The following is a 13,123-nucleotide window of genomic DNA, read 5'->3' as shown; positions in this document are numbered from 1 at the left end:
CTCTCTCCAATCCTTGTTATAGATCTATTATCCGCCGATTCCGATCAGGCTAATGCCCAATACGATCATCGCGGCACTAACAATCCGTTTGGGGCCTTGCCTCTCCTTCAGCAGCCACACGCCGAGCATGGCGGCAAACACTGTACCGATCTCGCGCACAGGCGCTAGATGCGAAACAGGCGCCATCTGCATAGCAACGAGGAACAACAGATAGGAGGATGGGGCGCAAATGGCTGCGAGCACAATAAATTTGCCGTTAAGGGCAAACTCTTGGCGCACGAGTTCCCGATTCAACAGCTTCGGTAAAAAGACGAGTACGAACCCGAAATTGCCGACTTCCAAGAGTGACAGCGGACTGATATAGTCTAGCGCCATCTTGTCCACGACCGTATAGCCGGTAATGCATACTCCTACGGATACAGCGAAGAGAACCGGACGCATCGCTAGCTGCTTGTCCGCCTTTGTAGCGGCTCCAGGCTGCCAACCACTAAGAAGAAAGATACCAACTGTGATGCCTGCGATACCGAGCCAGCCCCATACCGCGAGCGACTCGCCAAGAAACAGAACGCCAATGATTGGGGTAAAGATCACCCCTGTTCCGCGCATGATCGGATAGACCTGCGATAAATCTCCAAAAATATAGGCCTTCGACAGCAAGTAGCCGTTTAGTCCCTCGATTAGCATGGAGAGTATGAACAGAACATATGCAATTGGCGGCAAATTGGCTCCCCACATTTCCATCACGAAGTGCGGCAGCAGCACAATTCCCGCAAGCCCGATCATCGAGCCAAGGAAGACCGCTTTATCCATACTTCGTTTCGTGAAGAAGCCGCTAATCGCATTGATTAGGCCAGATGCGATGACAAGCAGCATAGACATGAGAATGGCATGATCCATAGTCAATTGTTGCTCCTCCACGCCCGCAGCTGACAAGAGCTGCAAGGGTACCATACTAATGCGTTATGGTACTTCAAAATCAGATTGTTTTGCAAATGAAGCAAACGAGCGTAATCGTGAGCATTGACGAATGCACAAGCAAAAAGAGGCTGTTCACTGGACATTTCACTAATGCTGGAATGACCCGCGAAAAGATAAAAAAAGAAGAGCGCCTCCCACCAGAGGACCTCTTCTCGTATAAATGAATAGCTAAGATGGCTGTTAGATGGTCGGCATAACATTACCGCCGCAAACCGGTATGTACGCGCCTGTGATGAAGCTCGACAGGTCGGATGCAAGGAAAGCGACAGCGTTAGCAATTTCTTGGTCAGTTCCGCGCCGTTTCAGTGCAACACTAGCCTCGTAGCTCTCGCTCTTCTCCGTCCCGTTCGTACGGTCGCGCTCCGAAATGGTCCACCCTGGAGCAATTTGGTTCACCGTAATCTGATGCTCGCCAACTTCCTTGGCGAGAATGCGGTATACGCCATCCATGCCGCGCTTACCGGCAACATAAGCGGACTGAGACGGGAAATTCTGCATCGCGCATTCCGTATTGATGCCGATCATCCGGCCCGCGCCTTTCTCGATCATCGCCGGAATGAACGCCTTCGCAAGGAAGACGCTCTGAAGCACACATGATTCGAACTGGCTAACATAATCCTCTGCCGCCTGCTCAAGCACGGACGTCCACTTGTATTGAATGACAGCATTTGCCACGACGATATCGATATGGCCCAGTTCTGCTGTAACCTTATCTCTCATGGCATTGATCGATTGTTCATTGGTAATATCGGCTTGTACGATCAGCGCTCGTCTGCCTGTCGCTTCAATCTCCGCCTTCAGCTCCTGCGCCTTCGCTTCGTTGTTATTGTATTGGATCACGACATCTGCTCCGCATACAGCAAGCGTCCGAACCATCACTCTTCCAAGCTCACCTGTGGCACCTGTAACCAATGCCGTGCGGCCACTTAAATTCAATCCAATCATCGTCTATTATGCCTCCTCGTCTTCTGGCAAAGTAGCGGCAGCGGCATCAATCAAATCGTCGAATAAATCGTCGTCTTCCTCGATTGCCTTCTCCACCGCATTGATCTGTTCTTCCGAGCCCGATTCCTTCGCGAAGTGCAAGCTGTAATCCCATGTTGTACCGCGGATGCTCGTTAATTGCAGTATAATTTCGTACGGTTGCTTATGGCCTTCTACTTCGAATTGCACGCTGCCTTTGTACCCTTTTTCTGGATCTTGTGTCATTTCGGCGTGAATAATTGTAACGTTCATTGTTAGTAACCTCCAGCTTATGTCGAATTGCGAATAGCTAATTATACCATAACAATGAACAAGTACAGACACTCCTATCCACTGCTGCAACGTGAACTCGAAGGTGGTATTATGGAGTTTTAGGCGACTCTGACTCCGTCCTGCCGCGAAGCAGTACATCGCCGGATTGCTGCGACCAAGGACTGTCATAGGTCGGCTTGTTTACATAGCGCGACATAACGACTTCGAGCCGGATCGCTGTAGCTGGGAGCAGCTCGATCTGCAGCCACTTACTGCCCACCTGCACCTCGCGAGACTCTTCCTCGTCAAGCACAATCACTCTGTCGATCTGATGCTCGCCGAACGTACCGCCTTGTACGACGATTGTACGCGTCTCAAACGGCGAAGTATTCACTAGCTGAAGCACGGCTGACTGATCGCCCAGCTGCTCAACGAGAGCCGCTGTATCTAGCGGCATACCGACACGTCTGCGATCAGCGTCGAAGTAGCGGAAGCGGCCGTGCTGGAAACCGCCGTGCGAGATGTGCATTGGAGCACCTAACGTTAGCTGCACGAGACTCTCCATGTAGACAGGGCATAGCTCCTGCCAGATATGGATGCTTGAGAAGTCATCATCATTGTAGTTATCCGACCATAGCTCCGGATTGCCCATATCGGAATCCATACGCTGCAGCTGGTTATGGATAAGCTCGAAATTCGCATCCAGAATGTGATCCGGATAGTCCGGCAGCTGGCCCGTAATGTATTGGAACCACGGCTCCGTATTCATGATGTAGTGCTTGGAGCCGCCGCCTGAGACACTCGGGATATGGATCTCATCCCAATCGTAGTTCTTCGGCACGCGATGAATACGCCCTAGATCCTCTTCCGCCATCGAGGCTATCCAAAGATAGATCGGATATTTCGCCGAGGCATCGCGGTAATCGGTCCAGCCCGCGTCGAAATGCTTCTGCGGCACTTTCCATTCGCCGTCCACTTCCTTGCGCAAGGACCAGTTCAGATCGAGCTGCTGGCGAGCAAGCTTCAAATGATTCACATCGCCTGTAAGTAGTACGGCATTCATCGCCGCATTCGTGATCGGTTCGATGATCGTTGCGAAGCCGTGCGGCCAGCGGTAGCCGTAATAGCCGCCCCACCATTTGCCGTCATTGTACTCACCAATTTCCCCGTTAAGGCCGACATTATCAGGGATTATGCCGCCGTTACGTTCCGCGCGCTCGCACCATGCAGCCAGATACTCTAGCACCCACTCGCTGTACTTCTCATCCGCCGTATGCATATAGGCGTTGGCGACAAGGCCTGTCGCGTTCAGGTTCAGCGGCACGTCGCCGCGGTTCATCCGATCATTCATCATCGCAAGCAGATGGCTGTAGATCGTGTCATCGCTCCATTTGCATTTGCGCGATTCGAAGTCAACGCCTGGCACATCCTCGAACGGAGCCAGATAGTTGTCCAGAATGCCGCGATGCGTTGACCAGTCCTCGCCAGTCGCTACGAACCTAGGGCCTTTGCTGCCGTTCAGCGGCGAACGAATCAGCTTCTTCTCGGCATCGTAGTTTAGCGCCTCCGGGTCATCCCCTGTGTACATGCGCGCGAACCGCACTGCCCGCTGCCGATCCTTCAGCGTTGCCGGTCCAGCAAGACCGAGAAAGTAGAAGTACAAATAACCCTCGCCATGATGCATCCAGTCGTAGTACGCATCAAATTCACGGTGAATTTGCCCGTACTCCGTCCACTGCCACGTGATGCCCTCCCAGACACGGCGAGAGGACTCGTGCAAGGAGTCATCGCCACCAAGCGCATAGAGCAGCGCAAGGTTCATAAAGCCTTCGTACGGGTCATCTGAACCATCCATCCCCGGCCAATCTTTGCGCCAGATCAGCGTCCCGTCTGGCCTCGTATAACGGGCAATAAACTGCTTGGCAGACGCATTCAGCAGATCCATTAACTGCCGCTGCTTCGTAGCCCAGCTCGGCGGAGCAGAGCGGCGGACAGCCTTCAAGCTCGTTTGCAGCGGTGCTTGTGGCGTGAGCGGTGGTTGCGATGAAGATTGAGTCAACATGATACGCATCCCTTCTACGGTAAAATGGAGCAATTGCACTTCTTTTGCCGTTTCTGGCTGATGGATGTCTACCTATATAATCCATGGTATCGCTTACATATTAGCTCGTCAATCCATTTATCTGCGGTCAAAATGCAAAAACTGCACCTCGCAAAGAGGTACAGTTACTTAGTTTGCTTATCAATAGTTTGATATCCCCAGCACCTCATTACCTCATGGTTCCATCATCTACTGAATTTGTTCTTGTTGTATATGCAATAGCTTACTTTCTCATTTCTTCTGGAATTTCTGGCTTGTGAAAGAAAGCGTAGGAACCTGTGAGCACGAATAACGAAGCAAGGCTTACAATAATTGCAGCAATCCCGCGAAACGCGATTTTTTTCACGTTGTTCACCTCCTTTCACGTTAGCAAGAGACAGATGGTTTAAGTCTATGTCGCATCTTCCACATCTTTTCGAAGCGAGAAATATAGAAATATAGGTAAAGTACACAGAAAAACAAAGCTTGCATAGAACACATAATCGTTGTAATCGTTCCGGAACACAAATGCGAGTACGGCTGCGATGACGATGCTTGTTGAAATGATTGCCATGAGAATCGCATTTGTCCCTTTAATTTGGACATAGGACCTACGGGATGTTGGAACGAAGTCGAAACCCCAATTCATGATATAGATCGAACGGGCTATTCCGATCTCAGCTAGAAACGTAACAAATTGAAAAGATGTTAAAATCGATTGAGTGCTTTGAATCGTATCCAACGAAATGTCGCCTAAAAAAATAGCTATCAGAATAATGATGCCATTAATGCCGAATGTAGCTGCTAATCCTGCGAAGTTCATGACGATCGAATGAAAAAGTGGTACCTGAAACAGCAACCATAGGACGACGACAAACAAGAAGAATTGTATGTAAGAAGACAAATCACCTACGGATGAATCAAGACGTGTGAAATAGGAAACTTGACTCATAAGAACCGACACGATGACTACGTTCATAATCAGGCGGGTATACAAACCAAACCTGAACAATGCAAACAAAAACAAAAACATGCCAATATACTCAAAAGTCGACCCAATAACAAACAGTATGTAATCCATAGCACCTGCGACTCCCTTTAATAAGCTGCTGCCTGACGGGCTAATAGACCCGCTTCATTCACCATTTTCCCCCACTTTATGTGGGATTTCGACTTCCTACCGCCATTATATGTAAAACGCGAATATACTTCAATTACTAAATTCATAGAAGCCTCTCCTAGGGCTAAAATCGCATAAAAAAAGCAGCCGAGCGGGATATTTTCCACTCTCTGCCAGCTTCGAGTTTATAGCTGCTCATAAAAAAAACGGACAAACGAGCGCGGGTGCATCTCTTCTGCTCAATCCCGCGCACGCTTTCCGAATTTTCTGGAACAACGCCTTTAGTCTATCGTTTGTTAAACACGATCCAGTGAAGCGCTTGCCGCCACTTCCTGCCATGTTTCCTGCATATCCCGGATCAAATCATCCGGACTTTCAAGTCCAATATACAAGCGGACGACCGTTTTGACTTCACCGCTACTAACATCGGTGTTGCGCCCCACAGTGACAAGGCTCTCATAACCGCCCCAGCTAACGGCGATTTTGAAGAGCTTAAGCTTAGATGCCCATGCTTTAAGTCGTTCAATCGGCTGTTTGCTCTCGAAGGAGAATAAGCTGCTGTATCCTTTAAGCTGCTTCTTCGCCAGCTCATGCTGCGGGTGTGATGGCAGCCCAGGATGATACACTCGCTCGACGAATGAGCTTGTTTCAAGCCAGTTAGCAACCTTCAGCCCGCTCGCTTGGCAGCGCTCCATACGTACGGGCAGCGTACGCAAGCCGCGCAGCACCATCGCAGCGGTGTGTGCCGTCATAATCCCGCCAAAGAGCATATATTCGTCGTAACTAAGCGGCTTCATCAGCTCGCTTGCGCCCATAACGACCCCGCCGAGCGCATCGCTATGACCCGCAATATACTTCGTTATGGAATGGACGACGAGATCGATGCCAAACTCCAGCGGATTCTGGAAGATTGGCGTCGCCCACGTATTATCAATGATCGTACGCGCTCCGATCCCCTTAGCGAGATCCGCGCACTGCTTCAAATCAATCAGCTCGAACATTTGTGAGCTTGGGCTTTCCAAATAAATGAGCTTCGTATTCGGCCGAACCGCCTCTTGAACGGCTTCGAAACGGCTGCCCTCTACGAAAGAGGTTTCAACGCCGAAGCGCTTCAAATACTCGCCCATCACTTGCTTCGCCGGACCGTATGCATTGCTGACGCAAACGATATGATCGCCAGCCCTTACCGATGAGAAGATCGCTGCGCTGATCGCAGCCATCCCAGATGCGAAGCACCGCGCAGCTTCAGCGCCTTCCAGCATGGCAAGCTTCCCTTCGAGAAACTCAACTGTCGGGTTGTTGCCGCGCGAATAGATATGATTGCCTAGCATTTCTTCAAACGCATGCTCAAACTGCTGATACGTATCGAAAGCAAACAGGCTGTTCTGGTACACCGGAATTTGAATGGCGCCGTAATGGCGTTCATCGAACTCATCATGTGCGAGCGCAGTGTACATCTGCTCCAAAGTTAATTTAGTCATAATTGTAGCTCTCCTTGAGATTGTCGATATCGATAGTATCCTTAGCCTTTTTCTGCACCTTGCGTCAGTCCTTCTACGATAAAGCGCTGCGCGATCGCAAACACGATAATCGTAGGAATAACGGACATAACCGTTCCAGCCGACATTGCACCCCAGTCGATGTCAAACTTCATAACGAACCCATTCATCGCAACCGGAAGCGTCTGGCTCGATTCGCTGTCAATGAACATAACGGCCATAATAAGCTCGTTCCAGTTGTTTACGAAGGCGAAGATGAACGTTGCTGCAATACCAGGCAGCATGACCGGAATAATGACGCGGAACAATGCTGTAATTCGAGAGCAACCGTCAATCATTGCCGCTTCCTCCAAGCTTGAAGGAATGCGCTGGAAGAACCCTCTAAGCATAATTGTTGAGAATGGGATACTTCCTACTGTATAAATGAGCACGAGTGATGATAGATGATTCGTTAAGTGCATGCTTGACATCATTTTATAAAGCACGATAAGTGCACCAATACCTGGCAGCATTTGTGTCAGGAAGAACCCGAACATAATATGCTTGTGACCCCTGAACTTAAACCGTGCAAGTACATAACCGCTCAAGATCGAAATCAGAATAACGCAAGCCGCCGCACCGATGGATACGAGCAAGCTGTTGAAGATATATACGCCAAAGTTAGAGAACTCAAACAGCTTCTTATAGTTCGCTAATGTTAATGTTTCCGGCCAGTAATGAAGCGGAAAGCTGAAAATTTGTTTCTGCGGCTTCAAGGAAGTAATGATGATCCAATAAAGTGGAAACAACATTATGACAGCGTGAAGCGTCAAGTATAAGACTTTAGCACTTAATAACAGCTTCTTCTGCATCTTAGAAGTCCCCCGCTTTCTCGGATTTTGTCGCAAACAGATAGAAGATCGTGTAGAGCATCAGCATGAGCATCATAACAATACCTACTGCCGAACCAAGACCATATTCGCCGTTCCCAAACACTTTAGAGAGCATGAATGAGGAGACGATATGTGTCATGCCTGCCGGTCCACCGTTCGTCATCGAATAAATCAGTGTAGGGTCGCTGAAAATCCAAATCACCCTGAGCAAAGTAGTGGTTATGATCGTAGGCATGATATAGGGAATGATAACGTTAAACAATTTACGCAGCCAGCCTGCTCCGTCGATATCGGCAGCTTCGAACAGTTCGCCAGGTATCGATTGCAATGCAGCGAGCAGCATAATTGCGAAAAATGCTATACCGTACCATACATTTGCGCTGATTACGGAGAACATCGCCCAGTGCGGATCGGACAAGAATCCGATACGTTCCTTAATAAGTCCGGAGCGAATCAATAGATCGTTGACAACACCAATTTGGGAATTGTAAAGCCATTTGAAAATCAAACCGATAAGGAAGCCAGAAAGCGCCCAGGAATAGAAAACGAGACCTTGATAGAGTCCTCTGCCTTTGAAAGGCTTATTCAATACGAGAGCAAGAATGAAACCAAGAACAAATTGTGCGACTAGGGAGTAGAACACCCATTTCAAGCTGTTTTTCAAAGCTGTAATGAATTGGTTATCATGGAATATCGTTCTAAAGTTATCCAAACCGATAAACTTGACGTTCTTCACATTCATCAAATTGTAATCTTGGAACGCGAGAGTTATACCGCGAACAACGGGATAATAAGTAAAGGTTAGAACTAGAATAATAACAGGGAGCAAACAGAGCCAAATAAACCACAGTTGTGACGAGAATCTGGTTTTCTTCCCCTTATTCTCCGTCGAACCAGATGAGACTTTCGTTTCCATTAATTAACCCTCCTTATTAAAAAAAGGTGATGGACAGCGGGAGCCACCCATCACCAAAAGCATTACTTCGCGATTTTCGCTTTTTGGTCTTGCCAGTATTTATCCAAAATTTTAAGTGTATCTTCAGTTGATGCTTGATCAAGGAGCCAAGCTTGCGTGTTCTTCATAACAACATCGCCATAGTCTCCGGAATTGTAGCTGTAGTTCGGTTTAAGCGGAATATAATCTTCCGGCTTCGTGTTCATCTCAAGCAATGTCGCGTATGGACCTTCTTGGAAGAACGGATCTTCAGCTGCGGAAGAGTGGATCGGCAGCAAGCCGAATGCTTTACAGAAAGCAGTGTTTTCTGCAGGACTCGACAAGAACGCGATCAGCTTCCAAGCTTCTTCTTTATGTTCGGAGAAGGAAGTCATGCCCCAACCAGCAGCACCAATACCATAGAACGTTTTACCAGTAGGACCTACAGGCAAGAATGTAGAAGCCCAAGTTCCTTTTTCCATTTTCTCATTCAGAACGCCGATAACGTCCGGATCTTGCATCAACATTGCCGTTACGCCGGAAGTAAACGCTTGTACTTGCTCAGCGAAGCCCCAGTTGATGGAGTCAGCAGGCGCTGATTCTTTGAAGATTTTCTTGTAAAGCTCGAATCCTTCTTTCGCTTCAGGCGAACCAAACATCGTTGTTTTGCCATCCTTCAGGAAGCGGCCGTCAGCTTCATCCAAATTCGCGCCGTTGTAGCTTTGCGCAATGGCATCGATATAGCCTGAACCGCCAGCGCCGCCACGGAACGAGAAGCCGTAATGGTTCTTGCTTGGATCAGTCAGCTTCTTACCTGCAGTGTAAACGTCTTCCCATGTTTTAGGTGCTGCAAGGCCAGCTGCATCGAACCAGTCTTTGCGGTAGAACATTTGACGCTCGTACATACCGTTTGCGATAAAATACGGCTTATCAGCGATCGAAGCTACTGTCTTAGCAGCTTGAGAAACGGTAGCATAATCTGCCCATTTAGCCGCATATGGTTCAAGGTTTTCAACATATCCGTTTGTAACATCTTCATTAATTGTCTGGTCACGCACTTCAAGAACGTCAAGGTTCTCGCCTGTGCTCAGCATTGTACGGATCTTATTGTCCGCCTGATCGAACGGCGGCGAGATAAGCTCAACTGTAATACCAGGGTTCGCATCTTCGAAACGCTTAATCGATTGTTTCAGAAGATCCGTACGAGCAGGACTTGTCAAGCTCTCAATCATGCGAAGCTTAACCGCTTCTTGCTTACCGCCTGCGTTGTTTTGTGCTGCATTGTTCGTACTTGCAGAATTAGAAGAATCATTGCTGTTGTTGCTTCCGCACGCAGAAAGCATGCCTGCCAACACTGTGGTCGCGAGACCGAGATACAAATACTTTGACTTTTTAGTTACCCCCATGAGAAACCCTCCACTTTCAATTTTGATCGATGAGTACTGGGCAATCTTTGGCGATCATTGCGTAATCGCTTACGCGCCGATCATGGAATGAAACGTAATTCGTCTTTCGATTCTGAATATTTGTACAACTCTTTCTAAAAAAATGAACCCCTGCTTCCAGTACATGTATCACACAGTCATCCTGTCTGATAGGTTGATTATAGTTGAAAGCGCTTTACAGTGTCAACAAGAAAAAATGTGTATTATTTTGCGCTTTTTATTTTCGCCTCGATGCAGTCCATTAGCTTATTGAACTCTTCCATCGCGACTGTTGTATCATGTGCGGCAATGCCGGTAAACATCGTATGATGGAACGGGTATGTCTCATCAAACAGCGCTTTATCGCCAAGCGGATCATTGAAGAACTTCTCAATGAGGCCGGAAATCGAGTCCAATACCGTCTCCAGAATCGGGTTCTTGGCCGCTTTAATAATATGACGGTGGAACGTCAAATCGACTTTTGACGTATCTTTATTCGCTTCCTTCAGAATGCGGTATTCCTCAAGGCATTCCTCAACTTCCTTGATCTGCTTGCTCGTAATCCGCACGGAAGCAAGTGCTACTGCTTGTCCCTCTAGCGCTCTGCGCACCTCAAGAATGTTCAGCAGGAAATTACGCTCACGCTCTATCTTCACTTTGCCACTGAAGCGAAACGTGTTCACATCCTTCACGAATATACCTTTCCCATTATGGACTTCAATTATGTCCATCGCTTCCAAGTAGCGAAGCGCCTCGCGCAGCGACGAACGTCCTACACCGAACATATTCGTCATTTCTTCTACAGATGGCAGCTTGTCCCCTTCGGAAAGTTCATGCTCCTGGATGAAGTTTTGAATCTCTTGCGATACTTGCTCATGCACCAATATTTTCTGAATTTTTCCCATGAATCCGGCCTCATCCCTTCGCCTTACTACCTATCTGATAGGTACATAGTAAGCGAAGGAAAGTTGCCATGTCAACTGGAATCGTCATGATTTGATATCATTGCTTTAAAGGTATCTTTCGCATATTATTGGAAAAGAAAGCGTTTTATAACGATCTGGTTACAATATTATACGAAGTGCATTTTTCGTGCAAAGGGGAATTGTAACCATGCGATTGAAGTTTGAATTCCTCTACAGGTCTCTTCGGGCTAAACAGACCTATATCTCACATCATACCCATCATTGTTATGAGATCGTCTACTACATAAACGGCAATGGGAGTACGGAGATCGGCAATACGAAGCACCACTTCGGTGCGGGAAGCTATTGCCTCATTCGTCCAGGAACGCTACACGATGAACGCCGAATTCAAGATACTGACGTCATCTTCGTCGGTTTCACCTGTGAAGAAGATTCGCTCGAGCTGCAGGAAGGCATATTCCAGGACAAGAATTCCACGATCCTGTCGCTGCTTGAAGCGCTCTATGACGAATACACGAGCAAGCAGACGCATTATTCGATTATGCTCGATTACATGATTGGCAGACTTGCGGTGGAATTATCGAGGCAGAAGCATGAGCTATGGTCGATGCGCACCGGAGGGAAGAAGCTTGTCACTTTCCAGCGATACATTGATAATCACTTCCATGAGAAGCTGAACCTTGGCGTCATGGCGGAGAATTTCGGCTACAGCTATGACCGATTCCGTCATCTGTTCAAAGAGGAATTCGGCGCTTCGCCGCAGCAATACGTGCTTATGAAACGGATAGCAAATAGCTGCGAGCTGCTTGTGAACACAGATCTCTCTGTGCTCGATATCTCGGGTCGCTCCGGCTTCTCGACCGACGCCCAGTTCTGCAAGCTGTTCAAGCGCGAAACTGGAGAATCACCGAGGCAATACCGGGCAAGCAGGCGTACACTGCCTGACGAGCTTAGCGGCAGCCAAGGTGAAACAGCTGACGCCGTCCTTTGACGGCGTAGCGCGTTTCATTCGGGAGAAATTAAAAAAAGCGGCTGGATTCGGGAAATAGGCATCATACGATGCTTCCTTCATCCAGCCGCTTTCTCATTATTTTCATTTCCCCGGAAATATTAGTGCCCCTTACGCTAGAGCTGAACGGTAGGCTTCTCGTCTAGATGAAGCATAAGCCGCAGCACCTCATCGAGCGATTCCTTCGTAAATACTTGCTTCCAATCCGGCTTGAATATCTTCTCATAGCCGTACTCAATTGCAACCTTCGCCGCATCCGAGAACGGATTGACGTTATTGAACGCAATCGCAAGCGGAATCTGGATATGCCCGAGCATGAAGGCGCGAGCGGCAGCTTCAGGAACACCCATTCGGATGACCTCGTCCATCGCTTCTTTCATAATACATGCCGCGGCTGCGGCAACAACCTCCGCAGCGGCTGGCTCCAGCAGCGCCATCTGCTCTACTGTGATCCGGTGACAGCTTGTTACCGGCGCAAACATCCGGATACAAATCTGCTCCGCCTGATCGTAGTGGTCTTGACGTCCTTGATGCAGTGCAATGACGATATCCTGCTTCGCCGCGATGCCGCCGAACATATCTTTACGCGCCTCCGGCGTATCCTGCTCCTCGAACAAGGCAGGATGGCACGGATGGGTGACGACAAAGGTGCAGTCTTTACGAAGCGCCACTTGATTCGCATAAGCTGCTGCCGGATCTAGCACGATAACCGTCGTATTCGGACGCAGCTTCGGTACTATAAGCTCCGATAGCGGCCCAATGACGGCGTCCGGCACCGCCAAAATCACGAAATCTGCTTCTGCTAGCGCCTCCTCATTCGGCGTTATGGCGAGTCCTCGATCAGAAATACGAGCTTTGCCAGTTTCCGATTGTTCACATAGCAGCAGCCGATAGTCAGCCGTCTTCAAATTATCGGTAATTCGGCAGCCCATTTTCCCGCCTGCTCCTATAAGCGCAATTGTCGCTTGCCCTGTTGAATCACTCATGGATACCCGCTCCTTCTCGAATTCATTCGAATGCTAAATTAAGCATAGCGGATCGGGTT

13 protein-coding genes are annotated in these 13,123 nt (G+C 48.6%); 1 reads left to right on the top strand and 12 read right to left on the bottom strand.

All coding sequences use genetic code 11. From position 1 onward, the window contains the following. Nucleotides 1–27: 27 nt before the first annotated feature. From BMY11_RS00910 to BMY11_RS00860, 11 genes are all read right to left on the bottom strand, one after another. A complete protein-coding gene (locus BMY11_RS00910) occupies nucleotides 28–897 on the bottom strand; it encodes a DMT family transporter (protein ID WP_256217316.1) in 870 nt (289 codons plus the stop codon). 261 nt (nucleotides 898–1,158) lie between these two features. Further along, nucleotides 1,159–1,923 carry an SDR family NAD(P)-dependent oxidoreductase gene (locus BMY11_RS00900; protein WP_371262745.1) on the bottom strand — a complete coding sequence of 255 codons (765 nt, stop codon included), beginning with the start codon at nucleotides 1,921–1,923 and terminating at the stop codon, nucleotides 1,159–1,161. A 6-nt stretch (nucleotides 1,924–1,929) separates the two neighbouring features. Further along, complete coding sequence (locus BMY11_RS00895) at nucleotides 1,930–2,214, bottom strand: hypothetical protein (protein WP_090572591.1); 285 nt, start codon at nucleotides 2,212–2,214, stop codon at nucleotides 1,930–1,932. A gap of 109 nt (nucleotides 2,215–2,323) precedes the next feature. After that, nucleotides 2,324–4,276, bottom strand: a complete 1,953-nt coding sequence (locus BMY11_RS00890; protein ID WP_090572590.1) for a DUF8034 domain-containing protein — start codon at nucleotides 4,274–4,276, stop codon at nucleotides 2,324–2,326. A gap of 262 nt (nucleotides 4,277–4,538) precedes the next feature. Then, complete coding sequence (locus tag BMY11_RS28395) at nucleotides 4,539–4,661, bottom strand: AgrD family cyclic lactone autoinducer peptide (RefSeq protein WP_177182440.1); 123 nt, start codon at nucleotides 4,659–4,661, stop codon at nucleotides 4,539–4,541. A 45-nt stretch (nucleotides 4,662–4,706) separates the two neighbouring features. Next, entirely contained in the window at nucleotides 4,707–5,375 is a 669-nt protein-coding gene (locus tag BMY11_RS00885; RefSeq protein ID WP_090572589.1) for a hypothetical protein, read from the bottom strand. A 335-nt stretch (nucleotides 5,376–5,710) separates the two neighbouring features. Then, nucleotides 5,711–6,895: a trans-sulfuration enzyme family protein gene (locus BMY11_RS00880; protein ID WP_090572588.1), complete on the bottom strand. Its 1,185-nt coding sequence runs from the start codon at nucleotides 6,893–6,895 to the stop codon at nucleotides 5,711–5,713. Between the two features lie 41 nt (nucleotides 6,896–6,936). Beyond that, a complete protein-coding gene (locus BMY11_RS00875; RefSeq protein ID WP_090572587.1) occupies nucleotides 6,937–7,764 on the bottom strand; it encodes a carbohydrate ABC transporter permease in 828 nt (275 codons plus the stop codon). Nucleotide 7,765: 1 nt separating this feature from the next. Beyond that, entirely contained in the window at nucleotides 7,766–8,701 is a 936-nt protein-coding gene (locus tag BMY11_RS00870; protein WP_090572586.1) for a carbohydrate ABC transporter permease, read from the bottom strand. A gap of 62 nt (nucleotides 8,702–8,763) precedes the next feature. After that, a complete protein-coding gene (locus BMY11_RS00865) occupies nucleotides 8,764–10,125 on the bottom strand; it encodes an ABC transporter substrate-binding protein (protein ID WP_090572585.1) in 1,362 nt (453 codons plus the stop codon). Between the two features lie 242 nt (nucleotides 10,126–10,367). Beyond that, complete coding sequence (locus BMY11_RS00860) at nucleotides 10,368–11,048, bottom strand: FadR/GntR family transcriptional regulator (protein WP_090572584.1); 681 nt, start codon at nucleotides 11,046–11,048, stop codon at nucleotides 10,368–10,370. A 208-nt stretch (nucleotides 11,049–11,256) separates the two neighbouring features. Here BMY11_RS00860 and BMY11_RS00855 point away from each other — a divergent pair, with 208 nt between their 5' ends. Then, nucleotides 11,257–12,060 (top strand): AraC family transcriptional regulator, encoded by an 804-nt coding sequence (locus tag BMY11_RS00855; protein ID WP_090572583.1) that lies wholly within the window; start codon nucleotides 11,257–11,259, stop codon nucleotides 12,058–12,060. 134 nt (nucleotides 12,061–12,194) lie between these two features. Here the strand turns inward: BMY11_RS00855 and BMY11_RS00850 are convergent, their stop codons facing one another. Beyond that, complete coding sequence (locus BMY11_RS00850; RefSeq protein WP_090572582.1) at nucleotides 12,195–13,064, bottom strand: phosphogluconate dehydrogenase C-terminal domain-containing protein; 870 nt, start codon at nucleotides 13,062–13,064, stop codon at nucleotides 12,195–12,197. Nucleotides 13,065–13,123 lie beyond the last annotated feature (59 nt).

The organism is Paenibacillus sp. OV219 (assembly GCF_900110075.1).
Lineage (GTDB): Bacteria > Bacillota > Bacilli > Paenibacillales > Paenibacillaceae > Paenibacillus_Z.
Note: the sequence above shows the minus strand (reverse complement) of the source record. Positions and strands in the feature narration are given on the sequence as shown.

Excerpts from the sequence above, each read along its gene's own strand:
- BMY11_RS00865 (WP_090572585.1), bottom strand. The coding sequence starts at position 10,125 with ATGGGGGTAACTAAAAAGTCAAAGTATTTGTATCTCGGTCTCGCGACC.
- BMY11_RS00885 (WP_090572589.1), bottom strand. The coding sequence starts at position 5,375 with ATGGATTACATACTGTTTGTTATTGGGTCGACTTTTGAGTATATTGGC.
- BMY11_RS00890 (WP_090572590.1), bottom strand. The coding sequence starts at position 4,276 with ATGTTGACTCAATCTTCATCGCAACCACCGCTCACGCCACAAGCACCG.
- BMY11_RS00870 (WP_090572586.1), bottom strand. The coding sequence starts at position 8,701 with ATGGAAACGAAAGTCTCATCTGGTTCGACGGAGAATAAGGGGAAGAAA.
- BMY11_RS00855 (WP_090572583.1), top strand. The coding sequence starts at position 11,257 with ATGCGATTGAAGTTTGAATTCCTCTACAGGTCTCTTCGGGCTAAACAG.
- BMY11_RS00900 (WP_371262745.1), bottom strand. The coding sequence starts at position 1,923 with ATGATTGGATTGAATTTAAGTGGCCGCACGGCATTGGTTACAGGTGCC.
- BMY11_RS00850 (WP_090572582.1), bottom strand. The coding sequence starts at position 13,064 with ATGAGTGATTCAACAGGGCAAGCGACAATTGCGCTTATAGGAGCAGGC.
- BMY11_RS00860 (WP_090572584.1), bottom strand. The coding sequence starts at position 11,048 with ATGGGAAAAATTCAGAAAATATTGGTGCATGAGCAAGTATCGCAAGAG.
- BMY11_RS00875 (WP_090572587.1), bottom strand. The coding sequence starts at position 7,764 with ATGCAGAAGAAGCTGTTATTAAGTGCTAAAGTCTTATACTTGACGCTT.
- BMY11_RS00895 (WP_090572591.1), bottom strand. The coding sequence starts at position 2,214 with ATGAACGTTACAATTATTCACGCCGAAATGACACAAGATCCAGAAAAA.
- BMY11_RS00910 (WP_256217316.1), bottom strand. The coding sequence starts at position 897 with ATGGATCATGCCATTCTCATGTCTATGCTGCTTGTCATCGCATCTGGC.
- BMY11_RS00880 (WP_090572588.1), bottom strand. The coding sequence starts at position 6,895 with ATGACTAAATTAACTTTGGAGCAGATGTACACTGCGCTCGCACATGAT.